The sequence below is a fragment of the Chitinophaga sp. CC14 genome (genome assembly GCF_048957795.1).
Taxonomy (GTDB): domain Bacteria; phylum Bacteroidota; class Bacteroidia; order Chitinophagales; family Chitinophagaceae; genus Chitinophaga; species Chitinophaga ginsengisegetis.
The window spans coordinates 1,437,300-1,454,792 of sequence record NZ_JARBFY010000001.1 but is presented as its reverse complement, the minus strand read 5'-3'; the positions used below and the strand labels follow the sequence as shown (position 1 = coordinate 1,454,792).

The following is a 17,493-nucleotide window of genomic DNA, read 5'->3' as shown; positions in this document are numbered from 1 at the left end:
GATGCGTGCATCTTCCGTGCAACCAAAATGAGTATTCCACTCTTCCAATTCATTAAATTATTGCGTTATGAAACAACTTCAATCCGGAACGGACCGTCAGTTTGTCCTATTACGGTGCCAACCTTTCCTTCAAATCATGCTGGTATTTACCTTATTACTGATGGGAATGAGCGTGCAGGCACAACAAACTCCCATTACGGGAAAAGTAACCGATGCCAGTGAACCTGTTCCTGGTGTTACGGTACGTGTAAAAAATAAAGCTACCGGTACCCTGACAGATGCAGAGGGTAAATTTTCGCTCAGCGCCGCGCCGGGCGATACCCTGATATTCAACCACATCGCCTATGAAGCGATGACGGTGCCTGTAAGGAACCTGTCTCCCTTAAAAATAGCACTCACCTCACTGAGCAAAAGTGTAAATGAAGTGGTGGTAGTGGGATATGGCACTCAAAAGAAAGCTACGCTGACCGGTTCCATCTCCGTGGTAAAAGGGGCTGATATTGTGCAGAGCCCACAGCCAAACGTGTCCAATGCCCTCACCGGCCGCTTCTCCGGGATTATTGCCAACAACCGTTCCGGCGAGCCGGGATACGATGGCTCCCGCATCACCATCCGCGGACTGGCCACCACCGGCAATAACGATGTGTTGATGGTAATAGACGGCGTGCCCGGACAAATAGGCGGTTTGGAACGACTGGATCCCAACGATATTGAAAGCATATCGATATTGAAAGACGCATCTGCAGCGGTTTATGGTAGCAGGGCCGCCAACGGCGTAATGCTGATCACCACCAAACGGGGTAAAACCGGCAAACCGGTGATCAATTACAGCTTTAACCAGGGATTTTCGTCTCCCAGCCGGTTGCCTAAAATGGCCGATGCTGCCACCTATGCACAGATCAGGAATGAAATCCAGTATTATAATAACCCTGCCGGCGGTATGAACCAGTTTTATACCGACGAACAGCTCCAGAAATTCCGCGATGGCTCCGACCCCGTGAATTACCCTAACACCGACTGGCAGAAAGCTACCCTGAAGAAAGTGGCTACCCAGAATCAGCATAGTCTTTCTGTAAACGGTGGTGGTGAAAATGTGCGGTACTATGTTTCACTCGGCATGATTGGTCAGAATGGATTGTATAAAAATGGGGTGACCAAATACAACCAGTATAATTTCCGGTCAAATATTGATGCGGATGTTACCAAGAGATTAAAGGTAAGCCTGTATTTATCCGGCAGGGAGGAAGACCGCGTTTATCCTACCACCACTGCAGACAACATCTTCAGGGGTATTTACCGCGCTTACCCAACGGTACTGGACAGGTATCCGAATGGATTGCCTACCACCGGTATTGAAAACAATAACCCGGTGATGCAGGTAACGGATGCCGGCGGTACTGCCCGCAATCCTACACAGGTGTTTAATGGTATCCTGAAAGGATCTTATGCGATACCAGGCGTGGAAGGATTATCGCTGGACGGATATTTATCGGCTGATAAATCCTGGAGCTCCAATAAAAGCTTCAGCACTCCTTATAAAGTATATACCTATAACCAGGCCACCCAATCGTACGACAAAACAGTGGTAGGTGGTTCCAATGGACTGGCTTCGCTTACACAGCAGCAACGGAACATGACGCTGATCACTTCCAATATTAAGCTGAACTTTGCCCGTCGTTTTGGCCAGCATAATGTAACGGCCCTTGTTGGTTATGAGCAAAGCAAAACCAGCCGGGATACACTGGGTGCGTCGCGCTTAAACTTCCCGACACCGCAAACGCCGGAGATGTCGCAGGGAGGATCTGCCGCCACCGACAAAAATAATTCCGGCACCAGTTACAGCTTCACCAGGAAAAGTTATTTCGGCAGAATTGCCTATGACTATATGGAAAAATACCTGCTGGAAGTACAGGCCCGTTATGATGGTTCCTCTATTTTCCCGAAAGGTGAGCAGTATGGCTTCTTCCCTTCCGTATCTGCCGGGTGGCGCGTTTCAAAAGAAGAGTGGTTTAAGAACGTGAGCTTTATCAATGATCTGAAACTGCGCGGTTCCTATGGTACACTGGGTAATGACAACGTAGGTTTATTCCAGTATTTCGATAACTATTCTTTCGTAAACCAATACGTGATCGGCGGTCAGATCATCCCCGGTATTGATCTTACCAAACTGGGCAACCCTTATATTACCTGGGAGATTGCCCGGAAAATGGACCTGGGTTTCAATATGGCCTTCCTGCAACACTTTAACCTGGAATTTATTTATTTCCAGCAGAAACGTTCCAAGATCCTTACCCAGCGGAATGCTTCACTGCCACAATCTTCCGGTATTGTAAATCCATACGATCCTGCTACGCCGCTGGTACCAGCCGAAAATATCGGTAAGGTAAACAGTAATGGTATAGAGGCTACGCTGGGTTATGATAATACTACCGCCGGTGGCTTTCACTACAATATTTCCGGTAACATCACCTACGCCAAAAACGAGATTGTATTTATAGATGAAGCCCCCGGCACCTTGTCTTATCAACGCAAAACCGGCGGCCCGATGAATAATTACCTGTTGTATGATGTGATTGGTATTTACCGGACAGCAGATGACCTGAATAAATTCACCCACCTGTCTGGTGCGCAACTGGGAGACCTGATCTACCGGGATGTTAACGGTGACGGACAAATTAATGCGGACGACCAGGTGAGAACAAAGTATGGCAACATTCCTGAAATCACTTATGGTATTACACTTGGTGGCGACTATAAAGGGTTTGATTTATCCCTGTTATTAACCGGCCAATCGCACGTAAGCCAATACGTGTTACCGGAATCCGGCACCATCGGTAACTATTACAGCAGCTGGGCCGATAATCGCTGGAGCCCGACCAATACCGGCGGTTCTTATCCGAGAGTAGACGAACGCGCTTCCGCTTCTGTGAATGGCGGCCGTTACCAAAATAATTTCTGGCTCAACAACGCCTCCTTCCTGCGGTTAAAAAATGTATCGTTCGGTTACACCTTCAAATCGGATCTTTTGTCCCGCATAAACATCGGCAGTTTGAGAATATATGCCAACGCATTTAACCTTTTCACCATTACCAAAGTAAAAGACTATGATCCGGAAGGTAGCAGCGAAAGCGGACAGTTTTATCCACAACAACGGATCATCAATGTTGGTGCAAATGTTAGATTCTAAACCAGAAAAAAAACAGTCATGAAAACAACTCACTTTATATACACTTTAACTTTAGCTGCTGCGGGATTATTTTCCTCCTGCAAGCAGGACTATCTGAATATTACGCCAACAGACCGTATCCTGGGCGACGCCGTACTGGGTGACTCTTCCCTGTTTCAGAACTATGTGATTAACCGGTACCTGAGCATTAAATTACAGGATAAAGAAGGAGAAGGCACTAACCCCGGTTTTGGAAGGGGCTTTGAATACGGTTTGTGGAGCTCCATCACCGACGAATCCATTTACAACAACGACGATAATACCTGGATCATTCAACAAGGACAGATTGCACCGGAAAATACCGGTATTGCGGGTACTATCTGGGGAAGAAGCTATCGCAGTATCCGGGAATGTAATTACGCACTGAATAACATCGACAGTGTGGAAATGAGCGTCGCGCTGCGTAAAAAGCTGACTGCCGAATTACGTTTTATCCGCGCGTTCCGGTATCATGACCTGATCCGTAACTATGGCGGTGTGGTGCTGATGGGCGATAAAGAGTACCAGCTCACCGACAATCTCACCGACCCGGCTTTATTTAAAAGAGCCACGCTGCAGGAATCTATGAATTATGCAGTGAATGAACTCACCGCCGCAGCGGCAGACCTGCCGGCTATCAACGATGCCAGCTGGCAATCCGGCAGGGCCACACAAGGCGCTGCACTGGCGCTGAAAGCACGCCTGTTATTATATGCCGCAAGTCCGCTGTATAACGTTGGCACCTGGCAGGCAGCCGCTACTGCAGCCAAAGCGGTGATGGACCTCTCGAGATATACACTGGCAGCAAACTACAGCCAGTTATTCCTGAAAGCGGATAACAATGAAATCATTTTCGCGCGGCAATATGCCATAGGCGCGCGCCACGTATGCCTGGAAATATCCAATGGCGCCAATGGCTACGGCGGATGGGCAGGCAATACGCCGCTGCAGAACATGGTAGACGCCTATGAAATGAAGAATGGTAAACTGATTACAGATCCAACTTCCGGTTATAATCCGCAAAATCCTTATGTGAACAGGGATGCCCGCTTCTACGCCACTATTCTTTATAACGGCGCACCATACAGGGGATCTACCATACAAACATTTTCTCCCGGTGGAAAAGATGGAAAGGATGGTCCTTCCAACTGGAACTCTACCAAAACAGGTTACTATCTCCGCAAATTTATGGACGACAATAACCCGATCGATAATCCCTGGGACGTAGCCGGATTACAGCCCTGGATCTATTTACGTTATGCGGAAATATTGCTGAACTACGCAGAAGCACAAAATGAAGCGGCAGGACCCGATGCCAGCGTATACGCCGCGGTTAACCAGATCCGGCAGCGCGCCAGCGTACAGCAACCGGCACTGGCACCCGGCCTGAGTAAAGACCAGATGCGGGACGCCATTCATCGTGAAAGACAAATAGAACTGGCGTTTGAAGAACATCGTTTCTATGATGTGCGGCGCTGGAAAACGGCTATTGTAACAGACAATGTGCCTGCATACGGTGTAGACGTTGCCGTTAATAACAGCGGCGTATACACGTATACAAGAAAAGTAGCGCTTTCCGGCCGGTTGTTCGCTGAAAAAAATTACTGGCTGCCGATTCCGAGAACAGAAATACTGTCTTCCAACGGGCAGCTGGAGCAGAACAAGGGCTATTAAACACTCAATCCGTTTCACACAAAGCTGCTGCGTAGCTTGCCGGTTGTCATAATTGAAAAATATTTAACGGGCATTTTACTATTTTCCGGCGGCTTTGTGTGAAGCAAAGCGTTTAAGAACATGAAAAAAATCATTTGCTCACTGCCGCTGTGCTTTGTGCTGCATACCGCATCATCTCAACAAAGCAACAGCAACGTTATCCAGGTAAACATCGACCTACATAAAACCGCGCAAACGATCCGCAACTTCGCGGCTTCAGATGCGTGGGCGGGCCAGTTTACCGGCAACTGGCCGGATAACAAACGTAACCAGATAGCCGACTGGCTGTTTAGTTCCGATACTACTGCCAGCGGCCAGCCCAAAGGCATTGGCTTATCGATGTGGCGTTTTAATATTGGCGCCGGCAGTGCAGAGCAGGCCGATAACAGTGGCATTAAAGATGAATGGCGCCGCGCGGAATCATTCCTGCAGCCGGATCATACATACAACTGGAAAAAACAATCCGGCCAGCTGTGGTTTTTACAGGCTGCGAAGCAACGCGGCGTTACAGATTTCCTGGGCTTCCTGAACAGTCCGCCGGTGGCGTTTACGCGCAACGGCAAAGCCTTTGCAGACAAAGGACAAAGCAATCTTCCACCGGAGAACTATTCCGCTGCTGCTGTTTTTTTGAAAGAAGTAGTGCAGGGAATACGTATAGCCACTGGCGTTAGCCTCAATTATATCAGCCCGGTGAATGAACCACAGTGGGACTGGAGCGATGGCGGACAGGAAGGCTGCCCCTATAACAACGAACAGATTGCCGGCTTCACAAAAGCCATCAGCAAAACTTTCAGCGAAGCAAAGCTGCCGGTTAAAATACTGATTACAGAAGCCGGAAAAATAAATTATCTGTATGCCCCGGAAGACAAGCCGGACAAAGGTTCACAGATAAGTGCATTCTTTAATCCACGCAGCAGTACTTATGTAGGTAATCTTCCCAATGTATACAAAGGAATTGCTGCACATAGTTACTTTACCACTTCCCCCGAAGATACCGCCACGGCTATACGAAAACGGCTGCACGCCGCATTGAACGGACTGGAATTCTGGCAATCGGAATATTGTATCCTGGGAGATAATGCCGGGGAAATAAACGGCTCCGGCGTGGACCTCGGCATGGATGCGGCGCTTTACATGGCGCGCGTAATCCACTCCGACCTTACCGTCGCCAATGCTGCCGCCTGGCAATGGTGGCTCGCCATTTCTCCTTATAATTATAAAGATGGATTGATTTATATAGATAAAGATAAAACAGACGGGCAGCTGCGCGATACCAAAATGATGTGGGTGTTAGGTAACTATAGCCGGTTTATAAGACCCGGCGCTACAAGGGTACAAGCAGAGGTAAGCGACAGTGCAGCGTTGAAAGACCTCTATCTGTCTGCTTATAAAAACAAAGATAATACCCTCCGGATAGTAGTGATTAATAACGGCCGCACTGCCGCCAATGCCAGCATCCACTGCAAAGGATTGAGAGCAGGCAGTATGCGCAGCTATACCACCAGCGCAGCCGAAAACCTGCAGCCAGGCTATATTTCCGGAAACATTGTTCACATTCCGCCACGGTCAGTAGTTACATTGACAGGTAACCTAAGCAATAAACAGTAGACCATGAAAAAACTAAGCGTTGTAATTTTAATGATATTGTGCAGCATACAGTTGTTTGCACAACACACTTTCCAGTTAGGAGATTCCACCTTCCTGCTGGACGGCAAGCCTTTCCAGATGATTTCAGGAGAGATCCATTACCTGCGCGTACCGCGGGAAAGCTGGCGCGACCGCCTGAAAATGGCGAAGGCAATGGGACTGAACACCATAGGTACCTATGTGTTCTGGAACATGCACGAACCTGAAAAAGGACACTACGATTTTTCCGGCAACAACGACGTAGCCGCCTTTGTAAAAATAGCGCACGAAGAAGGGTTGTGGGTAGTATTGCGCCCCAGTCCGTACGCCTGCGCAGAATGGGAATTTGGCGGATACCCTTACTGGTTGCAGAATATAAAGGGCCTCGAAGTACGCAGTAAAGAACCGCAATACCTCGCAGCCTATAATAATTATATCAGGGAAGTTGGAAAACAATTGTCGGGCTTACAGGTAAATCATGGCGGTAACATCCTGATGGTGCAGATTGAAAATGAGTATGGTTCTTATTCCAATGATAAAAGTTACCTGGACATTAACCGGAAGATGTTTATTGACGCGGGTTTTGACGGATTACTCTATACCTGCGATCCGGCTGCCGATGTAGCCAAAGGTCATTTGCCCGGTTTGCTGCCCGCAGTAAATGGGATAGATGATCCGCAAAAAGTAAAACAGCTGGTGAGAGAAAACCATAATGGCAAAGGGCCTTTTTATATTGCAGAATGGTACCCGGCATGGTTTGATTCCTGGGGGCAAAAACACCATACCATTCCCTATGAAAACTTCCTCGACAGGTTGGATCGTGTACTCGCAGCAGGCATTTCCATTAACATGTATATGTTTCACGGCGGCACTACCCGCGGCTATATGAATGGCGCCAACTATAATGACAAGAGTCCTTATGAGCCGCAGATCAGCAGCTACGACTATGATGCACCACTGGATGAAGCTGGAAACGCTACGCCAAAATTCATGAAGTTCCGCGAAGTGATTGCCCGGCATCTCCCGGCTGGCGTAACTTTACCGGAAGTACCTGCAAAAAAACCGGTGATCACCACGCCGCTGATCACTTTTGAACGCAGTACTGCGGTATTCAATAAATTGCCGGCAGCCATTAAAAGCGTAGATCCGTTAACGTTTGAAGATCTCAACCAGGCTTATGGTTTTGTGTTATACCGCACCACTATTTCCGGTGGCCACAGTGGCCTGCTGAAAATAAAAGATCTCCGCGACTACGGCCTCGTGTTTGTGAATGGCAAAAGAGTAGCCCTCCTGGACCGCCGTTTGGCACAGGACAGCGTAGAAATAACTCTTCCATCCGGCACCGTTACCCTGGACATCCTGGTAGAAAATCTGGGACGTATCAATTTTGGCCCCTATCTTCTTAAAAATAAAAAAGGTATTGCCGGCCAGGTATTATTTAACGGTCAGGCCATTCATCAATGGCAGCAGTTTAAGCTTCCCTTTGATGTGCAGCCGGCAGTAAAACCTGCTGCTACCGGTACCGATGCACCGGTACTGAAAGAAGGCAGTTTTACATTATCCACCACCGGCGACACCTACCTGGATATGACGCAGTGGGGCAAAGGAGCCGTTTGGATCAACGGTCATCACCTGGGCAGATACTGGCAGGTAGGTCCGCAACAAACCTTGTATGTACCGGCTGAATGGCTGAAAAAAGGCAACAATAAAATCACTGTACTGGAACTGATTAAGCCCGCTGCAAATACGCTGCAGGGCATTGATCATCCGATACTGGACGTATTACAATAACACAAGAAAAGTTTGTAAAAAGCTATTGGGGCGGACTTCCGTTTCAATAGCTTTTTACTTTACCTTTATATGGTATCCTCTAATCCCACGGCCGCCGTATGAAAAAAATTGTACTGTTAGCAATTGCCTGTATCGCCGGCTTACCGGTTTTCTCCCAGCGTTTTGTACACGGCTTAGGATTTTCCACATTTATTGATCACACTTCCAGGAACGGCAGCATTACCAGCTTCAGCATCTCGTATGCCATCCGTTACAATGTGATGGAAACAGATAAGATGACTGTTTCGGTAGGTATTCCCTTTTCATTTGGCGGTTCCGGAGATGCCAACGACAACACGGATTGGTATTATGATGCGGACGGCAATATTGTATATTACTATACCGGCGAAGAAGACGATGGTCCTAAAACAAAGCCCAGGAGTATGGTTGATATCCCGCTTATCATTAACCTGAATTTCGCCGGATTTTCCTCCCTGAATAATAAGAGTGCGGTGGGTTTCTTTGTGGGAGGCGGCCTGGCCTACCATTACGGACCAGTAAATATAAGGTACAAAGACCGTAACGGCGACAGCTTTACGGATTCTACTACCCAGCACGCAGTAGGGCCGATAGGCAACCTGGGCATGCGGATCGGGCTTGGCAAAAAAAAGAATGGCGCCATTGAAGTCAAGGGCTCTTACATGAAGAGCTTAACAAAGCGGCAGCCTGATATTTATGGCATCAGTTTACTTTATCTACTTCCCAGATTAAACTGGCGTGCTAATCCCGACGATTGATCTGAATGATTTATTTTTTGGGAGATAACGTTACTTCCACACTCCACTCACTACCGCTTCCGATATGATAGGTGGCTGCAAAATCGCCCTGGTTCAGCGCAAAAGACAGTTGCAGTAAACTGTTCAGGTAGCTCAATGGTTTTCCTTCCGGCACTGCGCCAAAAGTTTGACTATACGGCGCCGCTGTTTGATGTACTTTTTTCCCGTTGTGGAAAAACGTTACCTGCAGTATATCACCGTATTGAGGATGCAACTGGTTGAGCAGATCAGCGCTGATGTTGGTCCATACGTTACCGTATTGTACATCCAGGATAGAGATGTTCCCTTTCAGTTTTCCGTTTTCCAGTACCGCGGCCTGGTATGGTATTTTTACAACCTCTTTGGCTAATACCGGTCCTACTTCTTCAAAGGTGATGGCGCCTGCTGCCAGTCGCGCGCCGGTATAGGCGTATACATCCCTGCCGTGGAAAGTATAAGATTGCTGCGAATCCTTGCGGCGGTTCACGGCTTCATTGATTTCACGTATCTCCGCGATGCCTTCTGAAGCAGCGATGAGGGTGAGTGTACCATTATCCGGTGTTACGATAAAGTGGCCACTGTTTGTTTTGAGTACTACCGATTTACGGCTGGTGCCTACGCCGGGGTCCACTACCGATACAAACACGGTGCCTGTGGGCCAGTAGGGAACCGTTTGTTCCAGCCGGTAAGCGGCTTCCCAGATATTATACGCAGGAATTTCGTGGGTGAGGTCATATAGTTTCAGATCGAACGATACGCCGGAGGCCACGCCTTTCATGGCGGATACTGCGCCGTCTTTCAAACCAAAATCCGATTGAAAAACCACTATTTTATTTTGTGCAAATCCGATACTGGTAGTTAATAGCAATGCCAGGCTGCTGATAAAACGGTGTAATGTAATGCTCATGGGGGAACTAATTAGTCTTCAAATTTAGTGGCTTATCCTGAAATCATTAAAAATTCTTAACTTGAATATAATTCATCTGTCCTAAAATGAAGTACCAGGAACTACCACCGCCATCATATCTGAAAAACCACGTCCGTTATTTCTGGACGCTGGAGAGTGATGATGTTGCCCACGTGCCTAAAATTCTGGGGCCAATGGCAGATGGTTGTCCGGGTTTAATTATCCAGCAGTCGGATAACGGTACCTTCTACCAGGAAAACAAAGAGTTACCCGATTTGCTGTTATATGGTCAAACCACGAAGTATACTGAGCTGCATGTAACGGGTACCATCTGTTCAATCGGGGTGTGTTGTTATCCGCATGCGTTGAAATCTGTTTTTGGTTTGAATGCCGATGAGTTAACCAATTCCTGTTTAGACCTGGATATACTGGCAGCTACAAAAGATTTTTACCTGGCAGAAAGATTAGGCAACACCCCTTCCTTAACGGAGAAGATCGCCATCATTTCCGCTTTTCTATTTAAGCAGATCAATGAAAACAGCACGTCTTCAGATGAGGTTACACACTTTGCGTTATCACAGATCATCGCCTCCGGCGGCAGTATTGCGTTAAAGGACTTACAGCAGCAGCTGCAGTTAACGGAAAGAAGTTTTGAGCGCCGGTTTAAACAGGGCGTTGGCATCTCCCCCAAATTATTTTCCCGGATATGCCGTTTTCAGAATTCCTTAAAGCAATTAAAAAGTAACAACTACAGTAAGTTGTCTGATATTGCCTTTGAGCATGATTATGCCGATCAGTCCCACTACATCAGGGCCTTCAAAGAATTTGCTGGCTTCTCTCCTTACCAGTATCAGAAAAAATCCAACGAAGCAGACGCAGGAAGTAACTTCCTGTTGATGACCAAATAAACATTCCCGTTTTTGTTCTTTTCAATAGTTCCGTTAAATTCGGCGCCAAATGACACGTGTATGGAGATTTTCGCATCTACTCCCCGGTTGATTTTAAGGGAACTGATACCTGCTGATGCCGCCGGCATGTTTGAACTGGATTCAGACGAAGCGGTGCATTTATACCTGGGCAACAAGCCGGTGCGCACGATAGAAGAATCGCGGGAAGTTATTCAGTTTATCCGGCAGCAATACCGGGAGAACGGCATTGGCAGATGGGCTGTAATAGAAAAAGATACCAACCGCTTTGTGGGATGGGCGGGATTAAAACTGGTAAAAGAACCTACCAATGGCCACGTTAACTACTACGACCTCGGCTACCGTTTTATAAAGAAATACTGGGGAAAGGGATACGCTACTGAATGCGCACATGCCTGCCTGGACTACGGCTTCAACCGGCTCCGGCTGGAAAATATTTATGCCATGGCCGATGTAAAAAATGATGCGTCGAAGCGCGTTTTAGAGAAGGCCGGCTTTAGCCTGGATGGCACTTTTTACGAGGACCAAACGATGCTTAACTGGTTTACAATCAGCCGGGAAGCATGGAACAGGGCACGTAAGTAACCAGCCGATACTGACTGAAGTGTAATTACAGCCGCCCGGTTTAACTTGCTTTACACAAAAGTGACCGGTGTTGCCATCCTTTACCCTCAATCAGTATCCCTTTTATGAAGATTAACAGCATACAGTTATTAAGGGCAGTAGCAGTTATCCTCGTGGTACATGTACATGCCATCGACTTACAGGAAGCATTCACCGTTTCCCATCAGCAAAAATTTTATTTCCTGGAGAACTTTGGCGCTATTGGCGTGGACCTCTTTTTTGGGATATCGGGGTTTATAATCAGTTATGTAGCCAGCAACTATTTTGGTGCGCGTGATGGAGTGGATTTTCTGAAGAAACGTTTCCTCAGGATCAACCCTATTTATTATGTGGCCAGTGTGTGCTATATGGTATTCTTTTGTTTTTTTGACCGGATGTACCCTATCACGGCTATTCTTTATGGATGGAGAGATACCATTTTCATGTTGCCGGTATTGAACTCGCAGAAGTGGCTGGCGCCTATCCTGGTGGTGGGCTGGTCGCTGAGTTTTGAGTGGTGGTTTTATTTCCTTTTCTTCTTCCTGATCCTGTTCCGTACAAAATATAAAACCTTATTGCTGTTACTTGTTATTCCCGCGCTTGTGGCGGTGGGACAGCTACTGAAGCCAACAGATTTCAGGCTTATTTTTTATACCAATCCTATCATGCTGGAGTTCCTTTTCGGGGTGATCATTTTCTGGCTGTACCGCCACGTAAAAGTGGCTACTGGCGTGGCCGGGCTGTTGCTATTGCTGGGCATCGGCGGATACGTTTATAACATTGTGTATGGCTTTGGAAATATTTCTGAACTGAGCAGCGTGACCAACGGCACCGGCAGTTTGAAAAGGGTGTTGTTATGGGGCCTGCCCAGTGCGTGTATCCTGGCCGGTTGTATTTTCCTGGAGCAGCGGGGTGTTTGGGCAAGGCTCTGGAATAACAAATGGGGGTTACTGATAGGCGATGCTTCTTATTCCATTTACCTGACCCACTATACTTTTTATTATTTTATCGCGCAGATATATGCCGCCACCGGTTACTTCATGAATGCCGATCTTTCTGTGATCGTGCATATGGTACTGGCGGTAGCGGTAGGCATTTTCTTCTACTACAAAGTAGAGCGGCCGCTGATAAAGCTGCTGCATTCGCGGCCCGCTGCGCGACCTGTTCACACGGCTATGCCATGATTTAATATCAGATCAGGGGGTGTTGGGGATCCAGCCCCCTCTTTTCATCCACCACACCATAGGATCCAGCCATTCGTTTACGGGTAAGCGTTGGGTGAAGCCGTGGTTGCCGGTGGGATAGAGATGCAGTTCAGCGGGAATGCCTCCTCTCAGCATGGCCTGGTAAAAGGCGATACTGTTATTTACATTCACCACTGCATCATCGCTGGTATGCGTGATATAGGCCGGCGGTGTATTATTGTTCACCCACTCTTCATTGGAAAAGAAGGCAATTTTTTCTTTGGAGGGCTCATTTCCTATCAGGTTGATGCTTGATCCCTGATGTGCCAGGTCTTTATTCATGCTAATCACGGGGTATACCAGGATCATGAAATCCGGGCGCAGATCAGTGTTTTCCTTATTGGGTACATAGCTTCGTCCGCTGTGTGTACCCAGCGTGGAGGCCACGTGTCCGCCGGCAGAGTAGCCCGCGATCCCTATTTTATGCGGATCCAGTCCCCATTCCGCGGCATTCATCCGCACCAGTTTAATGGCTTGCTGCGCATCCTGGAGAGGGCCCATGCTTTTATCCCGCATGGTGGCATCTGAAGGGAGCCGGTATTTTACCACGAAGGCGGTAACACCTTTTGTAATGAAGGCTTCTGCTATTTTGGTGCCTTCTTCAGCAAAGGCCAGGAAGGCGTATGCGCCGCCGGGGAAGATGATCACCGCCGCCCCGTTGGGCTTTTCCGGCTTATAGATGGTGATGGTGGGGGCATCTGCCGGTGCAGTTTTCCCGATACTGTTGGGAATAGAGTCCTTGTACAGGGGTCTTATTTCCTGGGCTTTGACGGATATAGCGGTAAATGGCAGCACAAAAATAAAAAGCGCCAGCATTTTTCCGATGCGTGGATAATGGTGTAGAATCATCCGTCAAAAGAAAAAATTCCGGTCCGCTGGAGTGTTTTGCAATTGTGAAAGCGGACGTGATTAACAATTGATTCACTAAAATATTTCCCCTTCCGCTGCCGCCGGCAGGTACCGTCCCGGCATACAGGCATCAAAAAGATGGTCAACGGCAGCATCCTTATACCGGACACATCATTTAAAACCCGCTACCCATCTACCTGAAAAATATTTTAAAAAAATTCCGGGGAAGATGTCCAATTTCCTTTTTCCCGATCCTTATTGGTGTATAAACGAACAAATTCATCACCAATAAAACTTATAAACCATGAAACAGAGAATCAATCTTCTGACAAAAGGAGCTAACGCAGTAAAAGCATTATATGGCGTAGGTGCGTATCTTGCAGGATCATCCATTGAAAAATCCCTGCAGCATTTAATTTACTTCCGGGTATCACAGATGAATGGCTGTGCATTTTGCCTGGATATGCACTCTAAAGATGCACGCGCGGAAGGAGAAACAGAGCAACGCATTTATATGCTGGCAGGCTGGAGAGAAGCTACCGTTTATACCGATCGTGAGCGGGCAGCCTTTGCCTGGGCAGAAGCAGTAACCAGGCTCACCAACGGCGACGTACCGGATGAAGTATACGAACAGGTACGTCAGCAGTTTTCAGAGGAAGAAATTGTAGACCTGACAATAGCAGTTACTACCATTAACAGTTATAACCGTCTTAACGTTGCCTTCCGCACCTCAGCAGGAAGCTACAAGCCAGGGATGTTTGCCGCCAAAGCAAATTAATTCATATATTCCACCCACGATTTAAATTATAAAAAGATGAAAGAATTCTTATTATTATTTCGCCAGTCTGAATATGCCTACCGCGAATTATCTGCGGAAGACTTCCAGGCGCTGTTGAAGAAGTGGCAGGACTGGGCAGGTGGTATTGCCGCACAGGGCAAACTGGTGAGTAACGGCCGTCGCCTTTCTACGGAAGGAAAAGTATTAAAGCCAGGTGGCGTTATTACCGATGGGCCGTTTGTAGAAATCAGGGAACGCCTGGGTGGCTTCCTGGTAGTGCAGGCCGATACGCTGGAAGAAGCTACCACATTGGCTCATGGCTGCCCGGTATTGGACGCCAAAGGTTGTGTGGAAGTCAGGGAAATAGTTTCGTAACCAGTATCAGGAGAAATAAAGAAAACCACTCTTTCGTTAGAGTGGTTTTTACTGTTTTAGTATGGAAAAGGAACTCGAATCACTGAAGTATTTATTTAAGCAGGAATTCTCGAAAATGGTGGCTGTGATCAGCAAACTTTTCGGGTTGCAGCATATTGAGATAGCAGAAGATATTGTGAGTGAAACATTTTTACTCGCGTCGGAAACATGGGGCGTTAAAGGACTCCCTCCCAATCCAACTGCCTGGCTTTATACCATAGCCAAACAAAAAACATTGCATCATTTCAGAAGAAATAAAATATTCGATAAAAAGGTATTGCCAGAAATAATAGCGCGGCAGGAACTGGTCGATGATGCCGAAGCGATAAATTTCTCGCAGGAGAATATCAAAGACAGCCAGCTGCAAATGCTTTTTGCCATCTGCAACCCGTCTATTGCCAGCGAAGCGCAGATAGGACTGGCACTGCGCATTCTTTGCGGTTTTGGGATAGATGAAATTGCAGAAGCCTTTTTGTCCAACAAGGAAACTATTAATAAAAGATTATTCAGGGCGAAAGAAAAACTGCGCGAAGAGAAGATTAAAATGGAGCTGCCGCCGGAAAGTGAAATCCCGCAGCGACTGGATAATGTGCTGCACATCATTTATCTTCTTTTCAGCGAAGGATATTACTCGCAGACACAGAACCAGATCCTGCAACAGGATCTTTGCCTCGAAGCACTGCGGCTGGGATTGATGCTTACTGCCTACGACAAAACCAATCTGCCTAAAACAAATGCGCTCATTGCCCTCATGTGTTTTCACGCTTCCCGTTTCAATGCCAGGCAGGCCGGTGAAGGCGAAGTGGTATTGTATGAAGCACAGAACGAAGCGCTGTGGGACCAGGCACTGATTAACCAGGGTATCTATTTCCTGCAGCTTTCTGCCGAAGGCAATGAAATAAGTTCCTATCACCTCGAAGCCAGGATCGCTTACTGGCACTGTGTGAAAGAGGATACGCCGGAGAAATGGGAAGAGATCCTGCAGTTATACAATGCACTGCTGATGATCAATTACTCTCCCAGCGTAGCCCTGAACCGCACGTTTGCCCTCTATAAAGCAAACGGGCAGCAGGAAGCGCTTGCCGAAGCAGAAAAACTAAAGCTGGAAAATAACCACTTCTATTATGTGCTGCTCGGTGAGCTGTACAGGAATATCGATAACGAAAAAGCAAAAGCCAGTTTTCAGAGAGCCTGGCAGTTAGCCAAAACCGACACCGAAAAACAAGGCATACAGGCACAAATAAACCGTCTTACTGATGAGCATACACACTAACCTGATCAACGCTATCGGGCATTTCATCCGCATGGATGAAGCCGAGCAATCATTCGTTTCCTCTTTGTTTGTCAGCCGGGAATACCAGAAGAATGATTATTTCCTGCGGGAAGGACAGGTTTGCCGGGAAGCGGGATTTATTGAGAAAGGATTGATCCGGTATCACAGTATCAAAGATTCCGGGGAAGACGTGACGCTTGATTTTGGAAAGGAAAATGAATTTACCTGTAACTACGAAAGCTTTCTCGACCACTCTCCATCGCAGCGCAGCATCCAGTGCATTGAGCCCACCGAAATATTGGCTATCTCCTATGAAAATCTTCAGCTGATTTACAGCCAGGTAAAAGAAGGCGAAAAGTTTGGCCGGTTGATTTGCGAGTACCTGTATTTACAAGCCATCAAAAAGGTCAGCTCTTTTTATGGCGACCAGCCGGAGCAGCGTTATCTTCACTTCATCAACAGCTACCCCGACCTGCAGCAACGCATCCCGCAGTATTATATCTCTTCCTTTGTAGGGGTAAAGCCTCCGTCTTTAAGCCGGATCAGGAAAAGGCTGTCGATGTAAATTTATTAACCTGGGTGAACGAACCGGCGGAGCGCGGGTTTTACTTTTGTTGCATCATCATAAAAAAATGTAACAAATGAAAAACACCTCTGAAAAAATCACTTTCTACAGCACTTTATCTATTGGGATATTGCTGGTATTTATCGGACTCTTTTTTCTCCTGAATCCCCTGGCGGCCGAAGCCGGTTTTGGCATCAGCGTACCTGTAAACGGGAACTTCTCTTTTCATTATATCAAAGGCATCCGCGACCTGTTCTCCGGTATTACAATACTGGGGCTGCTATGGACCGGTGAACGCCGCGCATTGGGCGTGCTGTTGCTGGCAGGGACTATTGTGCCGGTAATGGATTTCTGCCTGGTACTTCACAACCCGGCCTATGAAGCCGGCAAACTGATTCAGCACCTGGTGGCGATTATAATGCTACTGGCACTGGGCGGTTACTATCTTTCTTCCACCGCTAAAAAAACATCCCATGCTCTTTAGTATTGTGCTGCTTTTACACTTTGGATGTTTTGCAGGATACCTCGCTGTGTTGGCGACACAATGGTCCGACTACCACACAAAAGTGCGCGACCACAAAGGATTGATCCTGGGTATAGCCCTGCTGGTGACCGGTATCATACTGGTGGCGCTGAAATATCCACACGTTAATTATTATAAAGTAATACCTAAAACCGGCATATTCGCAGTGGTAACGTTAATCAATATACGTTTTACTAACAAAACGTTTACGAAGGCAGCCTATTATGCGTTACTGGCGCTAACAATGGCAGCAGCGTGCATTGCGATATGGCATTAAAAAAG

General features: G+C 47.3%; 16 protein-coding genes. 14 read left to right on the top strand and 2 right to left on the bottom strand.

Translation table 11 applies throughout. The annotated features are described in order from the left end of the window. Positions 1-67: 67 nt before the first annotated feature. From PV783_RS06145 to PV783_RS06125, 5 genes are all read left to right on the top strand, one after another. On the top strand, positions 68-3,187 hold the full coding sequence (locus PV783_RS06145) for a SusC/RagA family TonB-linked outer membrane protein (RefSeq protein WP_420987417.1): 3,120 nt from the start codon (positions 68-70) through the stop codon (positions 3,185-3,187). Between the two features lie 18 nt (positions 3,188-3,205). Then, positions 3,206-4,879, top strand: a complete 1,674-nt coding sequence (locus PV783_RS06140) for a RagB/SusD family nutrient uptake outer membrane protein (RefSeq protein ID WP_420987416.1) — start codon at positions 3,206-3,208, stop codon at positions 4,877-4,879. Between the two features lie 120 nt (positions 4,880-4,999). Continuing rightward, positions 5,000-6,526: a glycoside hydrolase gene (locus tag PV783_RS06135; protein ID WP_420987415.1), complete on the top strand. Its 1,527-nt coding sequence runs from the start codon at positions 5,000-5,002 to the stop codon at positions 6,524-6,526. A 3-nt stretch (positions 6,527-6,529) separates the two neighbouring features. Then, the gene (locus PV783_RS06130; protein ID WP_420987414.1) at positions 6,530-8,335 is read left to right on the top strand and encodes a beta-galactosidase; all 1,806 of its coding nucleotides are present in this window, start codon (positions 6,530-6,532) and stop codon (positions 8,333-8,335) included. A 98-nt stretch (positions 8,336-8,433) separates the two neighbouring features. Beyond that, entirely contained in the window at positions 8,434-9,111 is a 678-nt protein-coding gene (locus tag PV783_RS06125) for a hypothetical protein (protein ID WP_420987413.1), read from the top strand. A gap of 10 nt (positions 9,112-9,121) precedes the next feature. On the opposite strand, the gene PV783_RS06120 is transcribed toward PV783_RS06125, so the two are convergent. Beyond that, positions 9,122-10,036 carry an SAM hydrolase/SAM-dependent halogenase family protein gene (locus tag PV783_RS06120; RefSeq protein WP_420987412.1) on the bottom strand — a complete coding sequence of 305 codons (915 nt, stop codon included), beginning with the start codon at positions 10,034-10,036 and terminating at the stop codon, positions 9,122-9,124. Positions 10,037-10,122: 86 nt separating this feature from the next. Between PV783_RS06120 and PV783_RS06115 the strand changes: the two genes are divergently transcribed. From PV783_RS06115 to PV783_RS06105, 3 genes are all read left to right on the top strand, one after another. Then, on the top strand, positions 10,123-10,944 hold the full coding sequence (locus PV783_RS06115) for a helix-turn-helix domain-containing protein (protein ID WP_079469608.1): 822 nt from the start codon (positions 10,123-10,125) through the stop codon (positions 10,942-10,944). Positions 10,945-11,004: 60 nt separating this feature from the next. Further along, entirely contained in the window at positions 11,005-11,547 is a 543-nt protein-coding gene (locus tag PV783_RS06110; protein WP_420987411.1) for a GNAT family N-acetyltransferase, read from the top strand. A gap of 104 nt (positions 11,548-11,651) precedes the next feature. After that, the gene (locus PV783_RS06105) at positions 11,652-12,749 is read left to right on the top strand and encodes an acyltransferase family protein (protein ID WP_420987410.1); all 1,098 of its coding nucleotides are present in this window, start codon (positions 11,652-11,654) and stop codon (positions 12,747-12,749) included. Positions 12,750-12,761: 12 nt separating this feature from the next. Here the strand turns inward: PV783_RS06105 and PV783_RS06100 are convergent, their stop codons facing one another. Then, complete coding sequence (locus PV783_RS06100; protein ID WP_079469611.1) at positions 12,762-13,658, bottom strand: alpha/beta hydrolase; 897 nt, start codon at positions 13,656-13,658, stop codon at positions 12,762-12,764. A gap of 304 nt (positions 13,659-13,962) precedes the next feature. On the opposite strand from PV783_RS06100, the gene PV783_RS06095 reads away from it, so the two are divergent. From PV783_RS06095 to PV783_RS06070, 6 genes are all read left to right on the top strand, one after another. Beyond that, complete coding sequence (locus PV783_RS06095; RefSeq protein ID WP_079469612.1) at positions 13,963-14,436, top strand: carboxymuconolactone decarboxylase family protein; 474 nt, start codon at positions 13,963-13,965, stop codon at positions 14,434-14,436. A 36-nt stretch (positions 14,437-14,472) separates the two neighbouring features. Further along, positions 14,473-14,811 carry a YciI family protein gene (locus PV783_RS06090; protein WP_111576908.1) on the top strand — a complete coding sequence of 113 codons (339 nt, stop codon included), beginning with the start codon at positions 14,473-14,475 and terminating at the stop codon, positions 14,809-14,811. A 61-nt stretch (positions 14,812-14,872) separates the two neighbouring features. Then, positions 14,873-16,123, top strand: a complete 1,251-nt coding sequence (locus PV783_RS06085; protein WP_363431430.1) for an RNA polymerase sigma factor — start codon at positions 14,873-14,875, stop codon at positions 16,121-16,123. Further along, positions 16,107-16,688 carry a Crp/Fnr family transcriptional regulator gene (locus tag PV783_RS06080; RefSeq protein ID WP_420987409.1) on the top strand — a complete coding sequence of 194 codons (582 nt, stop codon included), beginning with the start codon at positions 16,107-16,109 and terminating at the stop codon, positions 16,686-16,688. The genes PV783_RS06085 and PV783_RS06080 overlap by 17 nt, the downstream gene beginning before the upstream one ends. A 76-nt stretch (positions 16,689-16,764) precedes the next feature. Further along, positions 16,765-17,172: a DUF4267 domain-containing protein gene (locus PV783_RS06075; protein WP_079469615.1), complete on the top strand. Its 408-nt coding sequence runs from the start codon at positions 16,765-16,767 to the stop codon at positions 17,170-17,172. Further along, a complete protein-coding gene (locus PV783_RS06070; RefSeq protein ID WP_079469616.1) occupies positions 17,162-17,488 on the top strand; it encodes a hypothetical protein in 327 nt (108 codons plus the stop codon). Before PV783_RS06075 ends, PV783_RS06070 begins: the two co-directional genes overlap by 11 nt. Positions 17,489-17,493: the final 5 nt, after the last annotated feature.